Below are 24,099 nucleotides of genomic sequence, written 5' to 3' on the forward strand. Positions count from 1 at the left end.
GACCGATCTTCAACCAGATTATAGACCCGCCACGTATACGGCAGGTTTATGGTCCGGCATTGGCCGTTTATGAAGTGCGGGAAAAAGACAGACAAGCCGTTGCACAAACGCAGCAGTTCAAAAGCCTGTTGGCTAGGTGATTGCGTTGTCATGCGCTGAGGTGTCGCGCGCACATCGGGCCGCGTGGCCGATTTTTCCTTCTGTTTCAGAGTGTCATGCGCGTATAAAACCCGTGGGTGTATCAAAGAGCGCAAGCAACGCATGACGATGCCGGTAGCAGAGAGCAGGATGGCTTGAGTACACGTCTGCTCATTGCGGGTGCCGGATTGTGGGCGGCGCTGATCGCCCAGCGTGTCACCCATGCGCATCCCGATGCCGAAATTGTCATTCTCGAAGGCTCGCAGCGGCCGTTCGGCGAGCATACCTGGTCGTTTCACGACACCGATATCGGCGCCGGGGACTGGGCCTGGATCGAAGAGCTGGTCGCCAAGCGCTGGCCGGCGCAATCGGTCAGTTTTCCGACGCGGCAGCGGCACTTCGATACCGGATATGCCAGCCTGAGCAGCGATCGGGTGCTCGAGGTGATCGAAAAGGCACCGCGGATCGAGATCATGCGCGGCGCCAGGGTGACGGCGCTGGAGGCGACGGGCGCGGTGCTGGACGACGGACAGCGTATCGCGGCCGACTGCGTGATCGACGCGCGCGGGTTCGCGCCGCATCCGGCGCTGGTGCTGGGCTATCAGAAGTTTCTGGGGCTCGAAGTCGAGATCGCCGGTGGGCACGGCGTCGCCAATCCGCTGATCATGGATGCAACGGTGGATCAGCTCGATGGCTACCGGTTCGTCTACCTGCTGCCGTTCACGCCCGAGCGGGTGCTGATCGAGGATACGCGCTATTCCGATGGCGGCGATCTCGACGTCGCCGAACTCGAGCGCGATATCGAGGCCTATGCGGCGGCGCGGGGGTGGACAGTTTCGCAGGTGGTGCGGCGCGAGGCGGGCGTCTTGCCGATCGCGCTGGGGTTCGATGCCAAGCGCTTCTGGGCCGACCGGCCGCAGGACGTGGCGACGGTGGGGATGCGCGCCGGGCTGTTTCACCCGACGACCGGCTACAGCCTGGGCGAAGCGGTGCGGGTCGCCAATCTCGTCGCCGATGCCTGGCCGGTCAAAAGCCCGGAGCTGGCCGCGAGGGTGCGTGCGCATGCGCTGGACCGGGCCAGGAGCCAGAGCTTTTACCGGCTGCTCAGCCGCATGCTGTTCAAGGCGGCCAAGCCCGAACAGCGGCGGAAGATCCTGAGTCACTTCTACCGACTGCCGCAGGCGCTGGTCGAACGGTTTTACGCCGGGCGGACGACGCCCGCCGACATCGCGCGGATCTTTTTCGGGCGGCCGCCAGTGGCCGTGTCGAAGGCGCTTCCGCTTGTTTCCGAACGCTCATTTCTGGCGGCAAGACCATGACGACTTCCAAGACAGCGATTGTAATCGGCGCGGGCTTCGGTGGGTTGGCGCTCGCCATCCGGCTGCAGACGGCAGGGATCGCCACGACGGTGCTGGAGCGGCGCGACAAGCCTGGCGGGCGCGCCTATGTCTATGAGCAGGACGGGTTCAAGTTCGACGCTGGCCCGACCGTCATCACCGACCCCGATTGTCTCGACGAGTTGTGGGAGATCAGCGGGCGCAAGCGCAGCGACGATGTCGAGTTCATGCCGGTGACGCCCTTTTACCAGCTGTGCTGGGAAGACGGGTATCGGTTCGACTATTCGGGCGAGCAGAGCAGCCTCGACAGCCAGATCGGGGCCAAGCGGCCCGAGGACGTCGACGGCTATCAGAAGTTCCTGACCTATTCCGAGGACATCTATCACGAGGGCTATGAGAAGCTCGGGACCGTGCCGTTCCTCACCGTCGGGAGCATGCTGAAGGCGGCGCCGCAGCTGATCCGGCTCGAGAGCCATCGGAGCGTCTTTTCCAAGGTGTCGCAGTATATCGGCGACCCGAAGCTGCGCGAGGCGTTCAGCTTCCATCCGCTGCTGGTGGGCGGCAATCCGTTCGAGACCTCGTCGATCTATACGCTGATCCATGCGCTCGAGCGCAAAGGGGGCGTGTGGTATGCGCGCGGTGGTACCGGGGCGCTGATTTCGGCGATGACGGAACTGTTCAAGACCTTGGGCGGCGAGGTTCGGCTGTCGGCGGAAGTCGACCGGATCGAAGTGGTCGACAACCTGGCGCGCGCTGTGGTGCTGATGGACGGGACGCGGCTCGAAACCGACATGGTCGCCTCGAATGCCGACGTGGTGCACACCTATCAGCACCTCTTGCGCGACACGCCGCGCGGCGATGCGGAGGGCAAGCGGCTGGCCAAGAAGCGCTACTCGATGGGGCTGTTCGTCATCTATTTCGGGTTGAAGGGCAATCGCGACGACCTGGCGCATCACATGGTGCTGTTCGGACCGCGCTATCGCGAGCTGATCCAGGAAATCTTCCATGGCAACACGCTGCCAGAGGATTTTTCGCTGTATCTGCATTCGCCGTCGGTGACCGACAAGAGCATGGCGCCCGAGGGGCACAGCGCGCATTACGTGTTGTCTCCGGTGCCGCATATGGGCAATGCCGAAATCGACTGGGAGGTCGAGGGGCCGCGCTATCGCGACAAGATCCTCGACTATCTCGAGGCGCGCTATATTCCCAACCTGCGCCGCGATCTGGTGACGGTGAGCCATATGTCGCCGCTGGATTTCAAGTCCGAGCTCAACGCGCATCTAGGCTCCGCCTTCTCGATCGAGCCGATCCTGACGCAGAGCGCCTGGTTCCGGCCGCATAACCGCGACGACAAGATTTCGAACCTTTATATCGTCGGCGCCGGGACGCATCCGGGCGCGGGTATTCCGGGCGTTGTGTCGTCGGCGAAGGCGACCGCGGGGCTGATGGTGGAGGACGCCCGGTGAGCGATGCTGCCGTCGTCGCCGCGAGTTCGGAAGCGATCCGCAAGGGGTCGCAGAGCTTTGCCGCGGCGGCGCGGCTGTTCGACCCGGAAACGCGCGACGACTGCGTGATGCTCTATGCCTGGTGCCGGCACTGCGACGACGTGATCGACGGCCAGTCGCTGGGGCATGATGCGCGCGACGATTATCGCGACGGACAGGACGAGCGGCTGGCGCTGTTGCGGGCGCAGACCCATGCGGCAGCGAATGGCCAGCCGGCGGATGACCCCGTGTTCAAGGCGCTGGCCGCGGTGGTGAAGCGCAAGCGCATCCCGACCCAGCATCTCGACGAACTGCTCGACGGTTTCGCGATGGATGTCGCCGAGCGGCAGTATGCGACGGCCGGCGACACGCTCGATTATGCCTATCACGTCGCGGGCGTCGTCGGCGTGATGATGGCGATGATCATGGATGTGCGCGACCCCAGAATCCTCGATCGGGCGTCGGACCTGGGGCTGGGGTTTCAGCTCACCAATATTGCGCGCGACGTGGTGGACGATGCGCGGGCGGGGCGCGTCTATGTGCCGGCGGAATGGCTGGCGGAAGAGGGTCTGGTCGAGGTCAATGCCGACGACCAGTCGCAATGGCCGGCGCTCTATCGCGTGGCGCTGCGGCTGCTCGATACGGCCGAGCCCTATTACGAGTCGGCCCGGATCGGCATGGCCCATCTGCCCTGGCGCTCGGCCTGGGCGATTGCCGCTGCACGCCGGGTCTATCGGGCGATCGGTACGCGGCTGCGGGCGCGTGGAGCGGAAGCATGGCACCAGCGGGTGTCGACGAGCAAAGCGGAAAAACTGATGTTGGTCGGGCTGGCGCTGGGCGATGTGATCGCGTCGCGATTCAGCAAGTCCGATCCGCCGCGCACGGGCCTTTACGACCGGCCGGGCCGCGGCTGACCACATCGACTTTGGCTAGTGATTGGGCGCCTGGCCCAGTTCGATCAGCCGGGCGCGATAATCGGGCAGACGCCACCACGGCACCTGCGGGCGGTCATGATGCTCGTGGTGATAGCCGAAGTGGAAGCAGGTCAGCAGCGACAGCCAGTAGGGGTAGTCGTTGCTGCGGGCGCGATGGCGATCGGTAAACGGCGGCTCGCCCAGATGGTGGGGGCGGAAGGTGCCGAAATAGAACAGCTGCACCGATGAAACGATGGCCGGAATGGCCCAGAACAGCAGGGCGTTGGGGAAGCGCTCGCGCAGGATCAGCACATAGATGACGACCACCACGGTGAGCACGGCGAGTTCGCGCCAAGCGAAATAGGTGCGGAAGAAGCGGATGTACCAGGGCCAGAACTCGGTCGGGTGGTCCGGGTCGAAATCCGGGTCCTTTTCGGTGCCGGCGTAGCGGTGATGGTCGTGATGCGATTCGTAGAGCTTGGAATAGCTGAAGCCGGCATAGATGGCGACGAGCGTGCGCCCGACCCATTCGTTGATCGTCTTGTGACCCGGCACGAAGGAGCCGTGCATGCAGTCATGCGCGATGATGAAGAGCCCGACCGACAGCCAGGTCTGCACGGCCATCACCGGCAGGGCGGCAAGCCACATGTTGGGCGCGGTCCAATCGACAAAGAAGATCGCGGTAATGTGGATGGTCAGCCAGGTGCCGACGATCAGTGCGGCGAAAATGATGCCGGGCACCGCTTCGGCGACGGTACGGGGCCGGAAGGTGTCGAGTGCCCTGGGGGGCTGGCCGGCGGTGGCGTTGGAGGTCGCTTTTGAGGTCATGGCGTCCACTCACAGCTGGAGTCTGGTTCGCGACACGGCTAGGGCAGCAAGGGCTCCGATACATCCGGTGGCCCCTAGAAGAGCAAGCGAGGGCAGCAGGTCCATGATCGGCTGACCGCGCCAAAGCGAGCCCTGATAGGCCTCGACCGCCCAGGCGTTGGGCGTATACCAACCAATGTCCTGCAACCATGGCGGCATCATGAAGCGCGGCACCATGGAGCCGCCGATGGCCGAGCAGACGAGAACAAAAAAGGTTGAAGCGGTCTGGGCCTGCTGTTTGGTGGTGGCGATGGAGGCGACCAGCATGCCGAGGCCCGAGGCGGCGCCGGCGCTTGCCAAGGTGACGAGCGCCAGGGCGGGCAGATTGCCGGCGACGTCGACGCCGTAGAACAGCGCGGCGACCAGCAGGATCAGCGCGACCTGCACGCAGCCCTGGGCGATGAGGAACAGGAACTTGCCGATGACGATGACATCGGTGCCGGCGGGACCTACGGCGAGGCGATCGACGATGCCGGAAAAGCGCTCCTCGATCAGCGAGGCGGCGCCCTGCATGGACGAGAACAAGAGAAAGAGGATGGCGACCGCACCAGCGTAATAGGTGACGGTAGCGCCCGCGCCGCTCGCGCCACCGAGGGTTTCGGTGGTGACGATGCCGGTCGACTCCTCGGTGTCGGCGCTCTCGGCGTCGGGCAGGCTGGCGATGGCGGCGTCGATGCGGGCGGTCTGCTCGGGGGTGAAGCCGCCGGCGAGGGATTCGATCGAGGGCAGGGTCCGCTCGATGCCGATGTCGGGCAGGTCGGCGGCGATGATGCGCTGCACCTGGCCGGCGATGATCGGGCCGGCCATAAGCTTGCCGGGGTCGGCGATGACGCGGAAGGGGCTGGTTTCGAGGTCCGTCAGGTCGCCGGTGACGACCAGACCGACATCGGCCCCGCCATTGGTGACGACATCGCGGACTTCGGCCTCGGTGGCGAGGGTTTCGGGGTTGATGCGCAGAGAGGCTTCGGCGCGGAGCGCGGTCTCGAAGCGCTCGACGGCAGGGCTGGTGACCGTGCTGCCGTAGCTGACGCGCAGGCGCAGCTGGTCGCCGCTGGCGCCGGCAAAGATCGCCGCGAAGATCACGAAGATGGCTGGCGGCAGCAGGAAGGCCATGGCGAGCGCGCCACGGTCGCGCACGAGGCTGAGGAACATGACGCGGAGGGCGGCGAGGATCATGGTTTCGGCTCCTCCCGGTCGTCCGGCGTGCCGCGCGCGAGAGCGGCGAACAGCGTGTCGAGGCCCGGGGCGCGCTGGCGCACTTCGCGGATATCGACGCCGATCCTGCTGAGCCCGCCCGACAGCCGGGCGACGGAGTCGTCGGAATAGGTGCCAAAGACCGACCAGGTGCCCTCGGTGCCATCGGGTTCGAAGCCGGATTCGAGCAGCACCTTGCGCTGGCGGGCGTTGAGCCGGCCACGCACGGCTATCGACAGGCTCCGCTTGTCGGCGAAATTCTGTTCGATCAGCGTGTTGGGCGCGCCGACCGGATCGAGCCGGCCGCGGCGCAGGAAGCCGACGCGCATGCACAGCGCCTCGGCCTGATCCATGTCGTGGGTGGCGAGCAGCATGGCCATGCCGCCGTGGCTGAGTTCGCGGATCAATTCGTGCAGCTCGTCGCGCGCGTCGATATCGACGCCGACGGTCGGCTCATCGAGGATCAACAGATCGGGATGATGCAGGATGGCGGCGCCGATATTGGCGCGGCGTTTCCAGCCGCCCGAGAGGATGTCGATCCGGTCGTTGAGCCGTTCGCCGAGATGGGCGACCTCGATGACCCAGGCGACGGCATCGGCGACGGCGCGGCGGGGCACACCGGAGAGCCGGGCGAAGACTTCGAGGTTCTCGCGCACCGTCAGATGCGGATAGAGCGCGATATCCTGCGGCACGAGGCCGATGCGGCGCAGCGTGGCGCGGGCGCGGTTGGTGCGCCCCATGATCCGGACCTCGCCGGCGCGCGGCGTGATGCGGCCGCAGATGGTGCGGATGAGCGTGGTCTTGCCGGCGCCGTTGGAGCCGAGGAGGCCAAAGATTTCGCCGGGCTGCACATGCAGTGACAGGCCGGACAGGACGGACCGGTCGCGATAGCGAACGTCGAGGCCGTCGATCGAAAGCGTTTCGACAGCCGTATCCTGTGCTGGAGCCTTCTTCCGGATCACTGGCCGCCCAGTTTCGGCAACTTGAGGGCGCGGCTGACGACAAGCCGGATGGCGGTGGGGTCGATGCCGCTGGCAACGAGCGCCGCATCGGCGCGCTTGAGATGCGCGAGGCAGGTGTCGCGGGTTTCTTCGAGCCCGAGCAGGCTGACGACATTGGTCTTGTCGCGATCCTTGCCGACATCCTTGCCGAGCTGGGTGGCGGTGCCGACCCGATCCTGCAGATCATCGGCGAGCTGGAAGGCGAGGCCCATTTCGGTGGCGAAGCGGGTGAGCTGTTCTGCCTGTTGTTTGTCGACACCGCGCAGCACGCCGCCCATGGCGATGGCTGCGACGAACAGCGTGCCGGTCTTCAGCCAGTTGACGTGCTTGAGGCCTTCGGGATCGGCGACGACGCCCGCGACATCGAGTTCCTGCCCCGCAACCAGCCCCTGCCAGCCGACGGCGCGCTCGAGCAGCGCGATCAGCTCGATGCGCTTTTCCGGCGCGATGGTGGATTCGCCCAGCAGGCCGAAAGCCCGGTTGAGCATGGCGATGGCGGTGAGAATGGCGGTGGCTTCGCCGAAGGCGCGATGGGTGGCCGGCCGGGTGCGGCGGGTCTCGGCGTCATCCATGCACGGCAGATCGTCGAGGATCAGCGAGGCGGTGTGGACGAGCTCGACGGCCGCGCCGGCGCGCAGCGCCTCGGGATCGGGGGCGGTATCGGCCGCGACCAGATGCAGCATCAACGGACGGATGCGTTTGCTGGGACCACGCAGGGCATGGGAGGCAGCGGCCATCAGCGAGGCCGGCGCGCCAGCGTTCTGGGCAACAAGATCTTCGAGGTAGGTTTCGAAACTGGCGCACAGGGCGTCGAGCTGGTCGTCCGAATCCGCAGTGGCGATCTTGGGCTCTGACATCTTCAGCTGCTCGGCTCCCGGTTCCCCATGCTCCCGCAGAGCGGCAGCCACGACTGGCGGCAGTTGACGTTTCGAAGGGCTCGTGAATGATATATCGGTAAGTACCGAAAGCTCAACATGATTAGTGACCGCAAGAATCAGCATCTCGACATTGTCTTGTCGGGAAAGGCGCAATCGAACGCGGTAACGACCGGTCTTGAGCATATTGTCTTTGAACATTGTGCTCTGCCGGAGCTCGATCTCGACGCGATCGACCTGAGCCAGCCCTTCGTCGGCAAGCGGCTGGAGGCACCGCTGCTGGTGAGTTCGATGACGGGTGGGCCGGCGCGGGCCGAGGCGATCAACCGTAACCTCGCGGCAGCCTGCGCGGAACTGGGGATCGCGCTGGGCGTCGGTTCGCAGCGCATTGCGATCGAGGGCGACGGGGCGGACGGATTTTCCAGCGATCTACGCAAGGTGGCACCGGATATCGTGCTCCTGGGCAATTTCGGTGCGGCGCAGCTGAACACCGGGTTCGGTCTGGATCAGGCGCGGCGGGCGGTCGAGATGATCGGGGCCGATGCGCTGATCATTCACCTCAACCCGCTGCAGGAGGCGGTGCAGCCGGAAGGCGATCGCGACTGGCGCGGCTTGCTCGACAAGATCGGGGCGCTGGCGCAGGGGCTGGACGTGCCGGTGGTGGCCAAGGAGGTCGGTGGCGGGATTTCGGCCAAGGTGGCCGGGGCCCTGCTGGAGCGTGGGGTCGCGGTGATCGATGTCGCGGGCGCCGGTGGAACGAGCTGGGCCGCGGTCGAGGCCGAGCGGATTGCCGATCCGATGCAGGCCGAACTGGCGCGCAGTTTCACCAATTGGGGGATTCCGACCGGTGCAGCGATCGCCGCGGTGCGGGCGGCGCATCCCGAAGCGGTGATCGTCGGCTCGGGCGGCATTCGCAGCGGGCTCGACGTCGCCAAAGCGATCCGGGTCGGAGCCGATGTGGTGGGGCAGGCCGCCGGGGTGCTCAGCGCGTCGGTCGACTCGGTCGAAGCCGTAGTGGCGCATTTCTCGCTGGTGATCGCGCAATTGCGCATTGCGTGTTTCTGCACGGGATCGAAGGATCTCGCGGCGCTGAAACAGGCGCCGCTGGTCGCAATCGGGCGGTGAGCCGCAGCTAGCCCAGAAGGCGGCGCAGGGCGGTGATTGTACGGGCGTCGGTATGAGCGACGTTGAAGCGCATGTGATCGGCCGCCGATTGCGCCGGGCTGAAGACATTGCCCGGGGCGAGGACGATATTGTCGTCGAGCGCGGCGCGGGCCAGATCGGCGGCATCGCGGCCATCGGGCAGACGACACCACAGCAGCATGCCGGCCTGAGGCGCATGCAGCGGGACGATGCCGATCTCGGCCAAAGCCGCGCCGACCGCGATCCGTGCACCGGCAAGGCGCAGGCGCAGCTGCTCCATGTGCCGGCGATAGCCGCCATCGCCGAGAACGGCCAGCACCAGGGCGGCATCGAGACTGCCGCCGCCGAAACTGGTGGCGATCCGCAGATCGGCCAGGCCATCGATCCACTCGGGGCGCGCGGCGATGAAGCCACAACGGGCGGCGGCGGAAATGGTCTTTGAGAAGCTGCCGATCTGGATCACCCGATCGAGCCCGTCGAAGGCGGCGAGGCGCGGGGCAGGGGTGAGTTCGAAATCGGCAAAAATGTCGTCTTCGACGATGGTCAGGCCGTGCTGTTCGGCGAGCGTGAGCAGGCGATGGGCAGTAACCGGCGAGAGCGTGGCGCCGGTGGGATTGTGGATGCCGGAATTGGTGATGTAGAGCCGCGGGCGGTGGGTCGCGAGGCTTTTGGCGAAACACTCCAGATCGGGGCCGGTGGCGGTATAGGGTACGCTGACGACATTGGCGCGATGGGCGCGCAGCAGGGCCTGGAAGTTGAAGTAGCACGGGTCATCGAGCAGCACAGTGTCGCCCGGCTCGATGAGAAAGCGCAGCAGCAGATCGATCGCCTGGGTGCCGCTTTCGGTGAGCAGGATGTGGTCGGGCGCGACGGCAACACCGGTGCCGGCGAGACGCTGGGCGATGAGCTGGCGCAGCGGGGTCAGGCCGAGCGGGGTGGCATAGTCGGTCAAGTTCGACGGGGCGGTGCGCGCCAGCTGGCGCAGCGCCTTGCGGACCAGATCGAGAGGCAGCCAGTCGGGCGGCAGCCAGCCGCAGCCGGGTTTCGGCATGTCGTCACCGGCATCCAGCGATTGCCGCGACACCCAGAGTGGATCGACCGCGCGATCCCGGCGCGGTGCAAGTTCGGCGAGGGCCAGCGGCGCCGTCTGGCTGGCGACGAAAAAGCCGGAGCCGGGCCGCGCAAAGATGACGCCCTGGCCGACGAGGCGGTCATAGGCTTCGACGACCGTAGAAGTGGAGACCTGCAGGGTTCGGGCCAGGCCGCGCACCGAGGGGAGGCGGGCGCCGGGCGTCAGGGCGCGCGTCGCGATGCGCTGACGGACCGTTTCGACGACCATGTCGATGCGCGATCCCGCCAAGTGTACTGCCTTTGATACCATACAGTTTTGCCAGATTGTACCGGAGTGTCACTGGTGGCGGCAAGGCGCTGCTGGCATGCGGAGACGTTGGGAGAACGTCGCATGCAGGTCTCGTCGCAAGGGTGGTTGAACGGATTGATGGGGGTGCTGATCTTCAGCGGCTCCCTGCCGGCGACGCGGGTTGCCGTTGCGGCCTTCGACCCGGTGTTTCTGACGCTGGTGCGGGCCGCCGTCGCCGGGCTGCTCGGGGCAGGGCTGCTGGTAGCTTGCGGGGCGAAGCGGCCATCGCGGGCCGATCTCGGGGCGCTGGTGATCGTGGCGTTCGGGGTGGTGATCGGGTTTCCACTGCTGACCGCGCTGGCGCTGCAGCATGTCACCTCGGCCCACTCGGTTGTGTTCATCGGGCTGCTGCCGCTGTCGACGGCGATCTTTGCCGTGCTGCGTGGCGGCGAGCGCCCGCGTCCGGTGTTCTGGCTTTTCTCGATGCTGGGCAGTGCGCTGGTGGTGGGCTTTGCCCTTCAACAGGGGGCGGTGGCCGCGCCGTTGGGGGACGGGCTGATGCTCGCGGCGATCATCGTGTGCGGGATCGGTTATGCCGAAGGCGGGCGGCTGTCGCGGCGGCTCGGCGGGTGGCAGGTGATCTCCTGGGCATTGGTGATCGCGCTGCCGATGACGGGCGTTCTGGCCTTGGTGACGCGGCCGGACTCGCTGGCGGGGATTGCGGCGCCGGCCTGGCTCGGCCTCGGCTATGTGACGGTTTTCAGCATGCTGATCGGCTTTGTCTTCTGGTATCGTGGGCTGGCCCAGGGCGGCATTGCCAGTGTGGGACAGCTGCAATTGCTGCAGCCGTTCTTCGGGCTGGCGCTCGCCGGAGTGCTGCTCGGGGAAGCGGTGACGCCTGCGATGCTGGCCGTCACGATCGGTGTTATCGCCTGTGTCGCAGGTGCGCGGCGGTTTGGAAACTAGGAGCGGCAGATGTATACGCCACCGGCATTTCGCGAGAACGATCCGGCTGAACTTCATCGCCACATGCGCGCAGCACGGCTGTCGACCCTCGTCACCAGCACGGCGGACGGTCTGATGGCGACGCCGCTGCCCCTGATGCTGGATGACGCGGAGGGCGAGCATGGCGTGCTCTATGGTCACCTCGCCAGAGCCAACCCGCAGTGGTCGACACCATCTTCCGGTGAGGCACTGGTGATTTTCAACGGCCCCGACGCCTATGTGACGCCGAGCTGGTATGCGGCCAAGCGCGAGCACGGCAAGGTGGTGCCCACCTGGAACTATGTCGCGGTCCATGCCTATGGGGCGCTGGAGCTGTTCGACGACGCGACGCGGCTGCACGACGTGGTGACGCGGTTGACCGCGCTTCATGAAGGATCGCGACCAGACCCCTGGGCGGTGAGCGACGCGCCCCAACAGTTCATTGCGGCGCAGCTCAAGGGGATCGTCGGCGTGCGCGTGGTGCTGAGACGCATCGAAGGCAAGGTCAAGATGAGCCAGAATCGCAGCGAGGCCGACCGCAGGGGCGTCGCGGACGGGCTGGCGGCGAGCGAGCGGGCCGGCGATCAGGTGGCGGCGAAACTCATTCCGTGAGGTCCGCGACTTCCGGCCGAGTTCCTAGAGCCCAGCGCCGCATATCGGCGCAGTGCCTTGGGCGTCGACTAGGCCGATCTGAGATGCATTGAGGTGAAAATCGGAATGGTGGAGCTGAGCGGGATCGAACCGCTGACCTCGTCATTGCGAACGACGCGCTCTCCCAACTGAGCTACAGCCCCATCCGATTTGCGTGCTCTTAGCGGATCAGAAGCGATTGGCCTAGCCCCTTTTTTCAACTCGCGTCGGGTGGGGTGATGACGCCCTGGGCGATCAGGCTGTCGACGCTGGCCTTCAGCATCTGAGGATTGGTGATGAAGCGGTGGCCGAGCAGGGACTCGGCGGCGGTGGGATCGATGCGCTTGACGATGCCGAGTTCGCCCAGATTGGAGCGGATGTCCTTGTCGAACAGGGCGACGAAGCGGACCAGCCAATTGGGCGCTTCGAAACGCGGAAGCTTTTTGGCGAATGCCGGGAAGGCCTTGCGCAGGGTATTGGCGATCTCGTGCATGGAATCGGTCGGCCCGGCGCTGGCAAATCGCTGGCCGCCGGCATCGGGCGTGGTCATGGCCTTGAGGTGCAGTTCGGCGACGTCGCGCACGTCGATCATCGAGAGGTAAATGCGCGGCGCGACCGGCACCGAGCCATCGAGCAGGCGCTTGAGCAGTCCCACCGAGGTGCCGGGATCGTCGTCGAGCAGCGGGCCGAAGATGGCGGATGGATTGATGACGGCGAGATCGGCACGGCGGCCGAAACTGTCGGCGATCGACCAGGCCTCGCGCTCGGCCCGGGTCTTGCTTTCGACATAGGCGGTGACGTCGCGGCCGGTGAGGTCGGTCCAGTCGGCGGCGGTGAAGGGCGCGCTGCGGTCGGGCGCGTGGCCATACATGATGGCGGCCATGGACGAGGTGAGGACGACGCGCCCGACCCCAGAGGTATAGGCGGCGTGCAGCGCGCGGCGGGTGCCGTCCACGGCGGGGCGGATCAGTTCCATCTTGTCGTCGGGCATGGTGGTGACGAAGGGCGAGGCGGTGTGCTGCAGGTAGCGGACGTCCTGCATGGCCTCGGCCCAACCCTCATCCGACAGCAGATCGAGCGCGACGAACTCGAGGCGGGAGACATCGGCGCCGGCGGCGGCGAGCGTGGCGCGCACCTTGTCGGACTTTTCCATTCGGCGGACGGAACCGCGCACGATATAACCCGCTTCGAGAAGCTTGAGGGCGACATGGCCGCCGAGGAAGCCGGAGATGCCAGTGAGCAGAACGCGGTCGGCCATGGGACGATTCCTTGGGTTGCGTCAGAAAGTGAACGGAATGTACGATAATCGTTCAATTCGTTCAATAGTATTTCGAGGGTGACCAGTGGCGGGTGACGACAAGCGAGAGCAGATCCTTTCAGCAGCGCGCGAACTGATGCTGGCGCAGGGGCCGCGTGCGACCTCGATGGAGGCGATCGCCAGGGCGGCCCAGGTGGCCAAGCCTACGCTCTATAAATACTACGGGGACAAGTCGGCGGTGTTCGCAGCGCTGGTGGCGGAGTTGCTGGTCGATCTCAATGCCGATTTTCTCGCGGCGCTGGCCGGGCCGGGCGACATCGCGACGCGGCTGACGCTGGCGATCTCGGCGAAATATGCCGCAATCACGCGGCTCGTGGGGCGATCTCCGCATGCCGCCGAACTGATGGGCGAGCAGGAGCGCAGCCCGACGCCGCAGGCGGTGGCGACCGAGCAGGCGGTGACGGAGACAGTGATCGAGGCGCTTAAAGCCGATGGCATTGCCGAGGCCGAACTGCTGGCGGAAACGGTTCTGCACGCATCCTGGGGGCTCTATCGGCGGACGACGAGCCCCGAAGTGTTCGAGGCGCAATTGCAGCTGCTGGTGGGCCGGATGATCGGGCACGCCCGGCGGCACTAGCGGCTTGCCCAAAAATTGCCGCACCGTGCCTCGGGTTTGACCCGATGATGAATGCCGGCGCCGGTGCATGGACCGGGCGCCGGCCGGATGGTTCAGCTGCGGGCCGCCAGATGGGCAAGGAGCGGGCCGAGCTCGGGCGGCGGCGGCTGTTCGATGCGGCGGTATTCGCGACCATCGACGGTGCGGCGCAGCAGTTTGGCGTCGATCATGGCGCGGCGGATCAGGGCATGGTCGCCAAAACCGTTCCAGCCGCGCAGCAGGTCGCTGACCTGGCGCTCGGTATAGGTGGCATCGCGCGGAATGCGCGACCAGAAGACCCACAGGCACAGCGTCTGATCGAGATAGCGGGCCGGCCAGCTGGCGAGCCTGCCCTCGGCATCGAAATAACGCGCGGCCTTCGAGACCTTGCCGAGATCGGGCGGCGGTACGGCGACGGTGGCGGCGCTGAGCCGGCCGCTGGCGCCGGCATTGGCGCGCAGGTGCTGGTAGTTGCGAAAGCCGGCGGCCTTGGCGAGCAGGTTGAGCAGCTCGACATGGCTCGGCGGCGCCTCACGCGCGGTAAGGGCCTGACGCAGGGATTTGGCGAAGGGGGCGAGGTCGCTGACCTCGAGGGGTACGGCGGTGCGGGACATGGCTCATCCTCGGTTGGTGCCGATCCTTGAAAAGGACGTCGTGGCCGCCGGCTTGCGAACTGGCACGAAGGACAAGTGCTGGGTTCCGACCGACGCAGGTTTAGCTGGCCCCGAGGGGCGGCGGCGCCTGGGTGAACTGCGGACCCGTCCCAGGTTATATCGTCGCCTGGGGATTACGCGCAATAATCATGCTGCGGCCAGAATCGGCCGCAAAGTCGATGCGACTGACACGGGGGGCAAAGTGGCCGGAATCGCGAAGCGGCATCGCTGGGCAGTGGACCTGTTGGCGCCAAGGGATGGCGAGCGGGTGCTGGAGATCGGCTGCGGCCATGGTATCGCGACGGGGCTGGCGCTGGCCGCCGGGGCGCATGTGGTGGCCGTCGACCGCTCGGCGAAGATGGTCGCGGCCTGCATGCGGCGAAACGCCGAGAGCGACCGGCTGGCGGTGTTCGAGAGCGCCTTCGAAACGCTCGAACTCGTGCCCTTCGATGCGGTGTTTGCGGTGAATGTCGACTTTTCGCGGGCGAAGGACGCGGGCTGGAGCAAGGCGCTCAATGCGCGGATCGGGCCGGGTGGCCGGGTGGTGCTGGTTCTCGAAGCGCCGGCCATCCTGACGCTCGAGCGCTTCGTCACTGTCACCAGCGATGCGCTCAGCGGTTTCGGCTTCGAGGTGGAGCCGGCGCTGGGGGAGGGCATGGTGGCGGTGCTGGGGGTGCGCGAGCCGGACGGCGCAGCGATATAGGACCGTGCCAGCAGCGCCCATTTCCTTGACTCTCGGGGCGTTCGGGCTTATGCGAGCCACATATTCCGTCAGGTTCGACACCTGAAGGCCGACCGGGACCCGTGAAGGTACAAAGAGATCCCGGAGGCTAACACCCGACAGCGCGTTGCGCCCTCGGGTGTGTTTGGCGTTTGCGCTGACGGACCTGCGGGTGGCGGTTTTTTCGGGCAGCCCCCCGCGACAAGTGCGAGATGACGACCCATATCCCGTGATCATGCGGCACGGGAGAATGAGGAAACTGGATGTTTGAGAGCTTAGGCGATCGCCTCGGTAAAATCTTCGACGGTCTGCGCGGGCGCGGTGCGCTGGGCGAGAAGGATGTCGACGAAGCGCTGCGCGAAGTGCGCCGGGCGCTGCTCGAGGCCGACGTGTCGCTCGAAGTGGTGCGCGCCTTCGTGGCACAGGTGCGCGACCGGGCCATCGGCGTCGAGGTCACCCGCTCGGTGACCCCGGGGCAGCAGGTGGTCAAGATCGTCCATGACGAGCTGATCAAGGTGCTGGGCGAGACCCAGGTGCCGATCGACTTCAACACCACGCCGCCGATGACGATGCTGATGGTCGGTCTGCAGGGCGCGGGCAAGACCACGCATGCCGGCAAGATCGCCAAGCGCATGAAGGAGCGGCAGAACAAGAAGGTGCTGCTCGCCTCGCTCGACGATCGTCGTCCGGCCGCCAAGGAGCAGCTGCGGGTGCTCGGCGAGCAGATCGGCGTCGATACGCTGTCGATCCGCGAGAACGAGAACCCGGTCGAGATTGCCAAGCGTGCGCAGAACGAAGCGCGGCTGGGCGGCTATGACGTCGTCATTCTCGATACCGCGGGCCGCACGCATGTCGATGCGGAGCTGATGGAAGAAACGGCCGCGGTGAAAGCCGCGACCAACCCGCATGAAATCCTGCTGGTCGCCGATGCGCTGACCGGTCAGGACGCAGTGAACCTGGCGCGCTCGTTCGACGAACGGGTCGATATTTCGGGTATCGTCCTGACCCGCGTCGACGGCGATGGCCGCGGTGGCGCGGCGCTGTCGATGCGCGCGGTGACCGGCAAGCCGATCAAGCTGATCGGTACCGGCGAAAAGATGGATGCGCTCGAGGATTTCCATCCCTCACGCATCGCCGACCGCATTCTGGGCATGGGCGATATCGTCAGTCTGGTCGAAAAGGCGGCACAGAATGTCTCGGCCGAAGACGCCGAGAAGATGTCGAAAAAGCTCAAGAAGGGCCAGTTCGACCTCGAGGATCTGCGCAGCCAGCTGCTGCAGATGAAGAAGATGGGCGGCATGGGCTCGCTGATGGGCATGATGCCCGGCATGGGCCAGATGAAAAAGGCCATGGCCGGCGCCAATGTCGACGAGAAGGTGTTCGACCGGCAGGTGGCGATCATCAACTCGATGACCAAGGCCGAGCGGACCAAGCCCGAACTGCTGAACGCCAAGCGGCGGGTGCGCATCGCCAAGGGCTCCGGGACCAAGGTCGAGGACGTCAACAAGCTGATGAAGCAGCATCGCCAGATGGCGGACATGATGAAGAAGGTCTCGAAAGGCGGCATGGGCTCGCTGGCCGGCATGTTCGGCGGCAAGATGGGCGGTGCCATGGGCGGGATGGGCGGCATGGGCAACATGCCGAACCCCGAGGACATGGACCCAAAGCAGCTCGAAGAGATGGCGCGGCGCATGGGGATCGACCCCGCGTCGCTGCCGCAGCAGGCCGAAGCCCCCAAGCAGCTGGCCCCGAACAAGCTGCCCGACGATGTCGGCAGTTTCCTGAAATCCGGTTCGGGCAAGCTGCCCGGGCTCGGCTCCGGCGCGCAGCGCTTCCCCGGCCTTCCGGGCCTCGGCGGCGGCTTCGTGCCGAAGAAGAAATAATCCTCAGATCACCATATCAACCACTCAAGGACTGACCTCATGGCCCTCAAGCTCCGCCTCGCTCGCGCCGGCACCAAGAAGCGCCCCTACTACCACATCGTCGTTGCCGACGCCCGCAGCCCGCGCGATGGCCGCTTCATCGAAAAGATCGGCAATTACGATCCGCGTCTCGCCGACAAGTCGGCCCGCGTGAACCTGATCACCGAGCGCGTGCAGCATTGGCTGGGCGTCGGCGCACAGCCGACCGACCGCGTGGCGCGTTTCTTCGACGCCGCCGGCCTGCTGAAGCGCGAGCCGCGCAACAACCCGAACAAGGGTCAGCCGGGCAAGAAGGCCACCGAGCGCGCCGAAGCCAAGGCCCAGGCCGAAGCCGATGCTGCCGAGGCCGCTGCTGCTGCTGCCGCTGCGCCCGCCGAGGACGCGCCGGCTGAAGACGCGGCTGCCGAGTAAGACGAGGCAGCGGTGTCCACCACCGACAAGAAGCTGCTCATGGGCCGCATTGGTGCGGCCCATGGCATCAAGGGCGAAGTGCGCATCCAGTCCTTCACCGAGGACCCGCTGGCGCTCGCCTCCTATGGACCGCTGACGACCAATCGGCCCGGGCTGGTGATCGAGATCACCTCGGCGCGCACGACGACCAATGTGCTGGTCGCGCGGGTCAAGGGCATTACCGACCGCAATGCGGCCGAAACGCTGAACGGCGTCGAGCTCTATGTCGAGCGCGCGCTGCTGCCCGAGCCGGATGATGAAGAAGACTTCTATCATGCCGACCTGATCGGGCTCAGGGCGCAGCTCGACGACGGCACGACGATTGGCCAGGTGACGGCGGTGCCGAATTTCGGCGCGGGCGACATCCTGGAAGTGCGCGGACGGGAAGGGGACACCTATCTCTATCCGTTCACGCGTGAGGTGGTGCCGCATATCCACCTCAAGGACGGTTATCTCGTCATCGTTCCGCCCGTCGAGACGGAGCCGGGCGACGAGGAACCGGATTGAGCTTTTCCGCGCAGATCATCACGCTGTTCCCAGAGCTGTTTCCCGGCCCGCTCGGTGCCTCCGTCCTCGGGCGGGGCCTGAGGGATCAACTGTGGTCACTGGACGCGGTGCAGCTGCGCGATTTTGCCACCGACCGGCACCGGACGGTGGACGATACGCCAGCCGGTGGCGGGGCCGGCATGGTGCTGAAACCAGACGTATTGGCGCGCGCCATCGATCATGTTTCGCCGCCGGACGATCCGCGGCCGCGGCTATTGATGAGCCCGCGCGGCAAGCCGCTGACGCAGGCGATGGCGCATGAGCTGGCCGCAGGGCCGGGCGCGGTGATCGTCTGCGGGCGGTTCGAGGGCGTCGACCAGCGGGTCATCGCGGCGCGGGGGCTGACCGAGGTGTCGATCGGCGATTATGTGCTGGCCGGTGGCGAGGTGGCGGCGATGGTGCTGCTGGAGGCCGTGGTGCGGCTGATCCCCGGCGTGCTCGGCGCGGCCGAAAGCCATGCCGACGAGAGCTTCGAGCATGGGCTGCTCGAATATCCGCAGTTCACCCGCCCGCAGAGTTTCGAAGGCCGCGACATCCCTGAGGTGCTGACCTCGGGCGACCATGGCAAGGTCGACAAATGGCGGCAGGCCGAAGCGCTGGCGCTGACCCGGGTGCGGCGGCCGGATCTGCTGGACGAGTAGGACCGCGCGTCGTCTCATAACCGACTTCTCTGCCCTCATAGCGGGTACATCCCGGCCATGAGGTACGCTGCTGCGATATCCAGCTGCAGCACCGGGACACGCCCGGTAATGAGGTGCGCGCGATGTGCAGCCGACGCGCGCCGGTGCGGTTCAATCGTTCAGATAGCGCAGCCACTTGCGGGTGATCGCGGCCTCGATGTCGATCTGCTGGGCGCGGCAGTAGAGCAGCAGCTGACCGAGGAGGTCCGCCGCCTCGCTTTCCAGTGCCTCGCGACTGCCCTGGGTGCCATCGGCATGCGGCCGGGCCCGGCCACTCAGCCGCAGGTGCTCGGCCGTCAGCTCGCCCAGTTCCTCGCTCAGCTTGAGCAGATACCAGTCGGTACTCCGCTCGATGCCATGCCTGCTCGCGTAAATGTCCCCGACACGTCCGACCTTTTCGCTGAGCTCTTGGATGCTTGTGCTCATGTCCAGCCCCTTCACCTGCACCAATAGGGGCTGCTTCGCCCGACGTCGCAAGGGTGGACGCTGTAACCCTCTGCCGCGGCTTTTTCAGCTGGATCACCGGGACAAGCCCGGCGATGAGGGGCAAAGGGCACGAGGCAAGGGGCAGACGCAAGAAAGGCCGGCTTGCGCCGGCCTTTTTCAATTCGTCAGAGTGATGGTGTTCAGCTCGCCTTGGCGGCGGCGCGGGCCATCTTCTTGCGCTCGTTGGGGTCGAGGGCGATCTTGCGCAGGCGGATCGACTTGGGGGTCACCTCGACATATTCGTCATCGGCGATGTAGCCGAGCGACTGCTCCAGTGTGAGCTTTTTGGGCGGGGTGAGGCGGACGGCCTCATCCTTGGACTGGGTGCGGATGTTGGTGAGCTGCTTGCCCTTGAGCGCGTTGATCTCGAGGTCGTTCTCGCGATTGTGCTCGCCGACGATCATGCCCTCGTAGATGTCGACACCGGCATCGATCATCATCGAGCCGCGCTCTTCGAGGTTCCACAGCGCATAGGCCACGGCCTGGCCGGTGCCGTTGGAGATCAGCACACCGGTGCGGCGGCCGGGCAGGGCGCCCTTGTAGGGCTGGTACTCGTGGAACAGGCGGTTGAAGATCGCCGTGCCGCGGGTATCCGACAGCAGCTCGGGCTGGTAGCCGATGAGCGAGCGGGTCGGGACGTAAAAGCGCAGGCGCGAGCGGCCGACGCCCGAGGGGCGCATGTCGACGAGTTCGCCCTTGCGCTCGGTGAGCTTTTGCACGACGACGCCGGAATGTTCCTCATCGACGTCGATGATGACTTCCTCGATCGGCTCCAGCTTCTTGCCGTTCTCTTCACGCAGCACGACGCGCGGGCGGCCGATGGTGAGCTCGAAGCCTTCGCGGCGCATGTTCTCGATCAACACCGCGAGCTGCAGTTCGCCACGGCCGGCGACCTCGAAGCTGTCGGCGTCCTGACCCTCGGTGACGCGGATGGCCACATTGCCCTCGGCTTCGCGCAGCAGGCGCTCGCGGATGACGCGGGACTGCACCTTGTCGCCCTCGCGGCCGGCCAGCGGGCCATCGTTGATGCGGAAGGTGACGCTGAGGGTCGGCGGATCGATCGGCTTGGCGGGGATCGGATCGGTGACCGACGGGACTGCGATGGTATGGGCGACCGTGGTGTCGGAGAGGCCTGCGATGGTGACGATATCGCCGGCCTCGCCCACCTCGATCGGCGTGCGCTCTAGGCCACGGAAGGCGAGCACCTTGGAGATGCGGCCCTTTTCGATTTCCTTGCCGTCGCGGCTGAGCGAATGGACGGCATCGCCCGACTTCACGCTGCCCGACTCAACGCGGCCGGTGAGAATGCGGCCGAGGAAGGGGTTACGCTCGATGGTGGTAACCAGCATGCGGAACGGGCCCTCTTCCACCTTGGGCTCGGGCACGTATTCGACGACCTTGTCGAGCAGCGGCGCCATGCTTTCGCGCGCGCCATCGGGCTCCGACGCCATCCAGCCGTTCTTGCCCGAGCCGTAGAGCACCGGGAAGTCGAGCTGTTCGGAGGTCGCGTCGAGGGCGATGAACAGATCGAAGATTTCCTCGAGCACTTCGAGGTGACGCTCGTCGGGGCGGTCGATCTTGTTGATCGCCACGATGGGGCGCAGGCCCTGGGCCAGCGCCTTGCCGAGCACGAACTTGGTCTGCGGCATCGGGCCTTCGGCGGCATCGACCAGGATGACCACGCCATCGACCATCGACAGAATGCGTTCCACCTCGCCGCCGAAGTCGGCGTGGCCGGGGGTGTCGACGATGTTGATGCGGGTGTCGCCCCATTCGAGCGACGTCACCTTGGCGAGAATGGTGATGCCACGCTCGCGTTCGAGGTCGTTGGAATCCATGGCGCGTTCTTCAACGCGCTGATTGTCGCGGAAGGCGCCGGACTGCTTGAGCAGCACGTCGATGAGCGTGGTCTTGCCATGGTCAACGTGGGCGATGATTGCGATATTTCGCAGGGACATAGGTCGGACAGGCCTCTTTGGCACGATCCCAATACCTTTGTCCGCGTTCGGCGGCGGCGAATGGCTGAATCATGCAGGAATAAGGATGGCGCCCAGCCCGGTTCAGCCCGGGGCGGGCGCGTTCGGCGCTGCCTTACAGGAAGACGGGGTTTTCCACAAGCGCAGGGGACGCGGGCCTGCATTGCGGGGCCGCCGAAGGGCGGGGCTCTGCGGCGCGATGCCGGTTTGAGCCGGTTCATCGCGCCGCCTTGATGTTTGGGGCCTATCTCAGCGAGCGCGGATAGTCTTCCGACTGCCAGAGCCCCAGGCCAAAGCCATCGGGGTCCAGAAAGTCGGCGCTCCAGCCCCCGGGGGCTTCCGACACCGGGGTGACGATGGTGACGCCTTTTTCGGCGAGGTCGGCGACGATATCGTCGATGCCGCCCTCGCCGATGTCGAAGACCAGCGCGGGCGAGCTGCCGCGCGTACCCTCCATCTGAAAGAAGATCAGTTCCGGCCCGTCATCGAGCCGGCCCTGTAGCCAGAACGGCTCGGCGCCCTCCATGCGGGTGAGGCCCAGGTTGAAGGTCTCGTTGTAGAAGGCCTCGGTGCGGATGATGTCGGTGACGTAAAAAACGATGCTGGCGCTTTTGGGTTTGAGGTTCACGGCAAGCCCTTTCTTTCGGTTGCATCTATCAGTTGCCGCCGGGGCGCGGAACGTGAGCTGTGCACGACAAATAAATGTCCATCGGGATCGTGCGTGGCGAATTGGCCGGCACGGAGATCGAGGGCTGCCTGCAGCGCCGCGCGAATGCGGCCATAGGCGAGGTCAAGATTGAGACCGGTGAGTTCCGACGGCGCGGCGAGGCCACGGGCGGCCAGGCGGCGTTTCAGGGCAAGAATGCGCTGGCGCAGGGCGGTGTCGGGCAGATCGAGCAGCCAGGCGATCTCGCGGCGGTTGTGGCCGGTGAGAACGAGTGCCGCGAGGGTCCTGAGCGCCGGTGGCAGATCAGTCAGGATTTCCGGCAAGCGGGTGCTGGACGACTGGCCGGGCGGTTGGGGATCGGTGTGCCAGCCGCTGTCGCGCCGCAAGCTGCGGTGGGCCGTGCGGGCCGCCATGCGGGCGCGGTTGCGCACCACACCCTTGAGCCAGCGGGTGTTGGCCGGATCGGTCAGATTCAGTCGGCCACTTTCAACGGCCACCAACATGGCGTCCTGCACCACATCCTCGGCATGATGCACGCCGACCGTGCGCCGGGCGATGGCAAGGAGCTGGGTATGCAGGGTGCTGCGCATGGCGCGGAGATTTGCAGAACCCTCAGGCGCGGGCAAGCGGGCCTGAGAGCAGACAAGGTCGGCCGCCCCGTGGGGCGGCCGCGGCGTGTGCAGTGGGCTGTGGCGGATCAGCGGATCAGTCGGCCAGCGTGTCGCGGATCATGGGTTTGAGCATGAGGCCGTCGATGGCGGTGAACTCGAGGTCTTCGCGGCCGAAATAGGCCTTCTGGTTGATGAAGCTCCAGTCGTTGCCGGCGATGATGTAGGTGGCTTTTTCCGGCAGGCCGGTGGGGGCCGCGTAGAGGAAATCGCCGGTCCGATCCGCGAGAGGGATGTCGCCATCCTGATTGGTGCGGTCCAAAATGGCGGCGAGGGTTGCCGCATCGACCTCGGCGGTGACGATCTTGCCTTCGAAGCGCAGGATCGAATTGTAGTCGTAGAGGCTGACAGGGCCGGCCGGAAAGCCGGTGCCGAACGAGGTGTGGCCGATGAAGCCGACATCGGCGCCGGCCGCCTTGGCGATTTCTTCGGCAACGTAGCGGCCGGTTTCGCCCAGGCTCATCGCGGTTTCCATCGTGCCGATGCTGGCCCGCTCCTCGTCGGTCAGATGCTCGGCGAGGACGGCCTCGATCTGGGCGGCAAGTTCAGCGTCCGGTGTGGCGTCGCGGGCGATGGCCAACTGGGTCAGCTGGGGCGCAGCGCCGGGGCCTGGCAGGCTGGCGACGGTGATCATGTCCGACCACGACCCGGTATGTACATAGCGCGTGGCGCCCTCGGCGTGGACGAGGCGCAGGTGATCATGGCCGCCAATCAGCAGGGTCGCGTCGGGCAGCAGGGGCAGAATGGCGCGGTCGGCGACGACGCCGGCGTGGCTGAGCACGATGTTGATGGCGTCGGACTGCAGCATGCCGGGGAGGTTTTCGGTCGCCCATTCCGCCGGATCGGGAATGGTCATCATCTCGCGCGTCGCGGCGGGATAGGTGTTGATGGCCGCGGTGGCAATGCCGGTCACGGTGACAGGCTGGCCGGCTAGCTCGAGGGTGGTGCTGGCCGGTGCGTAGGCGGCGCCGGTGCGGCTGTCGATGATGTTGGAAACGACGGTGATGCCGAGGTCTTCGGCCTGGGCCACGACGTTTTTCAGGTCATTGTCGAAATCGGCTTCGTGATTGCCGATGTTGAGCACGGTAGGCGCCAGCGCGGCGAGCTTTTCGAGGAAGTGCCAGTCGACCGCACCGGCGGAGCGGTTGGCGGCGACATTGCCGGCTTCGAAGACGTCGCCATTGATGAGGATTATCGTCGCATCCGGGGCGGCGGCGACTTCCTCGGCGACAGCGGCCAGAACCTGGCCCATGCGCTCATAGGCGGAATGCAGATCCGACAGGATGACGGCGCGGAGACCGGGTTGCTGGGCGCGGACGGCGGAGCCGAGGAGGGGCAAGGTTGCGGAAGCTGCCATGAACTGAAGGAGGGTCCGGCGGGAAACGGGAGAAAATGTCATTCGATCATCACCTTGGTGCAAAACAGAGCGCTGCAATAGGTCAGTCGTGCCACACTGATGCGACAGCGGCCAAAACAGGGTCTGCGGCGAT

At 66.0% G+C, this 24,099-nt stretch carries 24 protein-coding genes and 1 tRNA gene; 12 read left to right on the forward strand and 13 right to left on the reverse strand.

The features are described 5' to 3' along the window. The first annotated feature begins 293 nt into the window (after positions 1-293). From crtY to ACN0TK_RS00660, 3 genes are read left to right on the forward strand one after another with little or no spacing between them, the layout of a single operon-like run. Positions 294-1,457, forward strand: coding sequence for a lycopene beta-cyclase CrtY (crtY, locus tag ACN0TK_RS00650; RefSeq protein WP_417307497.1), 1,164 nt, complete (start codon positions 294-296; stop codon positions 1,455-1,457). Then, complete coding sequence (locus tag ACN0TK_RS00655; protein WP_417307498.1) at positions 1,454-2,941, forward strand: phytoene desaturase; 1,488 nt, start codon at positions 1,454-1,456, stop codon at positions 2,939-2,941. Before crtY ends, ACN0TK_RS00655 begins: the two co-directional genes overlap by 4 nt. Beyond that, positions 2,938-3,873, forward strand: a complete 936-nt coding sequence (locus ACN0TK_RS00660) for a phytoene/squalene synthase family protein (RefSeq protein ID WP_417307499.1) — start codon at positions 2,938-2,940, stop codon at positions 3,871-3,873. Before ACN0TK_RS00655 ends, ACN0TK_RS00660 begins: the two co-directional genes overlap by 4 nt. A gap of 15 nt (positions 3,874-3,888) precedes the next feature. Here ACN0TK_RS00660 and ACN0TK_RS00665 read toward each other — a convergent pair whose 3' ends face one another. Genes ACN0TK_RS00665 through ACN0TK_RS00680 form a run of 4 tightly spaced genes read right to left on the reverse strand, consistent with a single transcriptional unit; the run spans position 3,889 to position 7,792 of the window. Further along, complete coding sequence (locus ACN0TK_RS00665; protein ID WP_417307500.1) at positions 3,889-4,701, reverse strand: fatty acid desaturase; 813 nt, start codon at positions 4,699-4,701, stop codon at positions 3,889-3,891. Between the two features lie 9 nt (positions 4,702-4,710). Further along, entirely contained in the window at positions 4,711-5,916 is a 1,206-nt protein-coding gene (locus ACN0TK_RS00670; RefSeq protein ID WP_417307501.1) for an ABC transporter permease, read from the reverse strand. Continuing rightward, positions 5,913-6,896: an ABC transporter ATP-binding protein gene (locus ACN0TK_RS00675; protein ID WP_417307502.1), complete on the reverse strand. Its 984-nt coding sequence runs from the start codon at positions 6,894-6,896 to the stop codon at positions 5,913-5,915. The genes ACN0TK_RS00670 and ACN0TK_RS00675 overlap by 4 nt, the downstream gene beginning before the upstream one ends. Then, positions 6,893-7,792 (reverse strand): polyprenyl synthetase family protein, encoded by a 900-nt coding sequence (locus ACN0TK_RS00680; protein ID WP_417307503.1) that lies wholly within the window; start codon positions 7,790-7,792, stop codon positions 6,893-6,895. The genes ACN0TK_RS00675 and ACN0TK_RS00680 overlap by 4 nt, the downstream gene beginning before the upstream one ends. 117 nt (positions 7,793-7,909) lie before the next feature. Between ACN0TK_RS00680 and fni the strand changes: the two genes are divergently transcribed. Next, positions 7,910-8,935, forward strand: coding sequence for a type 2 isopentenyl-diphosphate Delta-isomerase (gene fni / locus ACN0TK_RS00685; protein WP_417307504.1), 1,026 nt, complete (start codon positions 7,910-7,912; stop codon positions 8,933-8,935). 7 nt (positions 8,936-8,942) lie between these two features. Here the strand turns inward: fni and ACN0TK_RS00690 are convergent, their stop codons facing one another. Next, complete coding sequence (locus tag ACN0TK_RS00690) at positions 8,943-10,334, reverse strand: PLP-dependent aminotransferase family protein (protein ID WP_417307505.1); 1,392 nt, start codon at positions 10,332-10,334, stop codon at positions 8,943-8,945. Between the two features lie 81 nt (positions 10,335-10,415). Between ACN0TK_RS00690 and ACN0TK_RS00695 the strand changes: the two genes are divergently transcribed. After that, positions 10,416-11,279 (forward strand): DMT family transporter, encoded by an 864-nt coding sequence (locus ACN0TK_RS00695; RefSeq protein ID WP_417307506.1) that lies wholly within the window; start codon positions 10,416-10,418, stop codon positions 11,277-11,279. A 9-nt stretch (positions 11,280-11,288) separates the two neighbouring features. After that, positions 11,289-11,909, forward strand: coding sequence for an FMN-binding negative transcriptional regulator (locus tag ACN0TK_RS00700; protein WP_417307507.1), 621 nt, complete (start codon positions 11,289-11,291; stop codon positions 11,907-11,909). Between the two features lie 106 nt (positions 11,910-12,015). On the opposite strand, the gene ACN0TK_RS00705 is transcribed toward ACN0TK_RS00700, so the two are convergent. After that, positions 12,016-12,091 (reverse strand) — tRNA-Ala (locus ACN0TK_RS00705). A gap of 53 nt (positions 12,092-12,144) precedes the next feature. Then, a complete protein-coding gene (locus ACN0TK_RS00710; RefSeq protein ID WP_417307508.1) occupies positions 12,145-13,185 on the reverse strand; it encodes an SDR family oxidoreductase in 1,041 nt (346 codons plus the stop codon). 85 nt (positions 13,186-13,270) lie between these two features. Here ACN0TK_RS00710 and ACN0TK_RS00715 point away from each other — a divergent pair, with 85 nt between their 5' ends. Beyond that, complete coding sequence (locus ACN0TK_RS00715) at positions 13,271-13,822, forward strand: TetR/AcrR family transcriptional regulator (RefSeq protein ID WP_417307509.1); 552 nt, start codon at positions 13,271-13,273, stop codon at positions 13,820-13,822. Positions 13,823-13,914: 92 nt separating this feature from the next. Here ACN0TK_RS00715 and ACN0TK_RS00720 read toward each other — a convergent pair whose 3' ends face one another. Continuing rightward, entirely contained in the window at positions 13,915-14,454 is a 540-nt protein-coding gene (locus tag ACN0TK_RS00720; protein WP_417307510.1) for a DUF2087 domain-containing protein, read from the reverse strand. Positions 14,455-14,695: 241 nt separating this feature from the next. Here ACN0TK_RS00720 and ACN0TK_RS00725 point away from each other — a divergent pair, with 241 nt between their 5' ends. From ACN0TK_RS00725 to trmD, 5 genes are all read left to right on the forward strand, one after another. Beyond that, positions 14,696-15,196: a class I SAM-dependent methyltransferase gene (locus tag ACN0TK_RS00725; protein WP_417307511.1), complete on the forward strand. Its 501-nt coding sequence runs from the start codon at positions 14,696-14,698 to the stop codon at positions 15,194-15,196. Between the two features lie 281 nt (positions 15,197-15,477). Next, positions 15,478-17,097, forward strand: coding sequence for a signal recognition particle protein (gene ffh / locus ACN0TK_RS00730; protein WP_417307512.1), 1,620 nt, complete (start codon positions 15,478-15,480; stop codon positions 17,095-17,097). A 39-nt stretch (positions 17,098-17,136) separates the two neighbouring features. Continuing rightward, positions 17,137-17,547 (forward strand): 30S ribosomal protein S16, encoded by a 411-nt coding sequence (gene rpsP, locus ACN0TK_RS00735; protein ID WP_417307513.1) that lies wholly within the window; start codon positions 17,137-17,139, stop codon positions 17,545-17,547. A gap of 12 nt (positions 17,548-17,559) precedes the next feature. Then, positions 17,560-18,093, forward strand: a complete 534-nt coding sequence (gene rimM, locus ACN0TK_RS00740) for a ribosome maturation factor RimM (RefSeq protein WP_417307514.1) — start codon at positions 17,560-17,562, stop codon at positions 18,091-18,093. Beyond that, positions 18,090-18,773 (forward strand): tRNA (guanosine(37)-N1)-methyltransferase TrmD, encoded by a 684-nt coding sequence (trmD, locus tag ACN0TK_RS00745; RefSeq protein WP_417307515.1) that lies wholly within the window; start codon positions 18,090-18,092, stop codon positions 18,771-18,773. The genes rimM and trmD overlap by 4 nt, the downstream gene beginning before the upstream one ends. A gap of 150 nt (positions 18,774-18,923) precedes the next feature. Here the strand turns inward: trmD and ACN0TK_RS00750 are convergent, their stop codons facing one another. The 5 genes from ACN0TK_RS00750 to ACN0TK_RS00770 form a co-directional block, all read right to left on the reverse strand. Beyond that, the gene (locus ACN0TK_RS00750; RefSeq protein ID WP_417307516.1) at positions 18,924-19,238 is read right to left on the reverse strand and encodes a hypothetical protein; all 315 of its coding nucleotides are present in this window, start codon (positions 19,236-19,238) and stop codon (positions 18,924-18,926) included. Positions 19,239-19,438: 200 nt separating this feature from the next. Then, positions 19,439-21,256, reverse strand: coding sequence for a translational GTPase TypA (gene typA, locus ACN0TK_RS00755; protein WP_417307517.1), 1,818 nt, complete (start codon positions 21,254-21,256; stop codon positions 19,439-19,441). Between the two features lie 262 nt (positions 21,257-21,518). Beyond that, a complete protein-coding gene (locus tag ACN0TK_RS00760) occupies positions 21,519-21,902 on the reverse strand; it encodes a VOC family protein (RefSeq protein ID WP_417307518.1) in 384 nt (127 codons plus the stop codon). Then, positions 21,899-22,531, reverse strand: a complete 633-nt coding sequence (locus ACN0TK_RS00765) for an RNA polymerase sigma factor (RefSeq protein WP_417307519.1) — start codon at positions 22,529-22,531, stop codon at positions 21,899-21,901. Before ACN0TK_RS00765 ends, ACN0TK_RS00760 begins: the two co-directional genes overlap by 4 nt. 115 nt (positions 22,532-22,646) lie before the next feature. After that, a complete protein-coding gene (locus ACN0TK_RS00770; protein ID WP_417307520.1) occupies positions 22,647-23,966 on the reverse strand; it encodes a metallophosphoesterase in 1,320 nt (439 codons plus the stop codon). Between the last annotated feature and the right edge of the window lie 133 nt (positions 23,967-24,099).

The organism is Devosia sp. (assembly GCF_048261455.1).
Taxonomy (GTDB): Bacteria; Pseudomonadota; Alphaproteobacteria; order Rhizobiales; family Devosiaceae; genus Devosia_A.

What these genes read in the sequence shown, in the direction of transcription:
- rpsP (WP_417307513.1), top strand. Translation starts at nt 17,137, where the DNA reads ATGGCCCTCAAGCTCCGCCTCGCTCGCGCCGGCACCAAGAAGCGCCCC.
- ACN0TK_RS00750 (WP_417307516.1), bottom strand. Translation starts at nt 19,238, where the DNA reads ATGAGCACAAGCATCCAAGAGCTCAGCGAAAAGGTCGGACGTGTCGGG.
- ACN0TK_RS00665 (WP_417307500.1), bottom strand. Translation starts at nt 4,701, where the DNA reads ATGACCTCAAAAGCGACCTCCAACGCCACCGCCGGCCAGCCCCCCAGG.
- ACN0TK_RS00670 (WP_417307501.1), bottom strand. Translation starts at nt 5,916, where the DNA reads ATGATCCTCGCCGCCCTCCGCGTCATGTTCCTCAGCCTCGTGCGCGAC.
- ACN0TK_RS00720 (WP_417307510.1), bottom strand. Translation starts at nt 14,454, where the DNA reads ATGTCCCGCACCGCCGTACCCCTCGAGGTCAGCGACCTCGCCCCCTTC.
- ACN0TK_RS00695 (WP_417307506.1), top strand. Translation starts at nt 10,416, where the DNA reads ATGCAGGTCTCGTCGCAAGGGTGGTTGAACGGATTGATGGGGGTGCTG.
- ACN0TK_RS00655 (WP_417307498.1), top strand. Translation starts at nt 1,454, where the DNA reads ATGACGACTTCCAAGACAGCGATTGTAATCGGCGCGGGCTTCGGTGGG.
- ACN0TK_RS00700 (WP_417307507.1), top strand. Translation starts at nt 11,289, where the DNA reads ATGTATACGCCACCGGCATTTCGCGAGAACGATCCGGCTGAACTTCAT.
- ACN0TK_RS00690 (WP_417307505.1), bottom strand. Translation starts at nt 10,334, where the DNA reads ATGGTATCAAAGGCAGTACACTTGGCGGGATCGCGCATCGACATGGTC.
- typA (WP_417307517.1), bottom strand. Translation starts at nt 21,256, where the DNA reads ATGTCCCTGCGAAATATCGCAATCATCGCCCACGTTGACCATGGCAAG.
- fni (WP_417307504.1), top strand. Translation starts at nt 7,910, where the DNA reads ATGATTAGTGACCGCAAGAATCAGCATCTCGACATTGTCTTGTCGGGA.
- ACN0TK_RS00770 (WP_417307520.1), bottom strand. Translation starts at nt 23,966, where the DNA reads ATGGCAGCTTCCGCAACCTTGCCCCTCCTCGGCTCCGCCGTCCGCGCC.
- ACN0TK_RS00680 (WP_417307503.1), bottom strand. Translation starts at nt 7,792, where the DNA reads ATGTCAGAGCCCAAGATCGCCACTGCGGATTCGGACGACCAGCTCGAC.
- ffh (WP_417307512.1), top strand. Translation starts at nt 15,478, where the DNA reads ATGTTTGAGAGCTTAGGCGATCGCCTCGGTAAAATCTTCGACGGTCTG.
- ACN0TK_RS00710 (WP_417307508.1), bottom strand. Translation starts at nt 13,185, where the DNA reads ATGGCCGACCGCGTTCTGCTCACTGGCATCTCCGGCTTCCTCGGCGGC.
- ACN0TK_RS00765 (WP_417307519.1), bottom strand. Translation starts at nt 22,531, where the DNA reads ATGCGCAGCACCCTGCATACCCAGCTCCTTGCCATCGCCCGGCGCACG.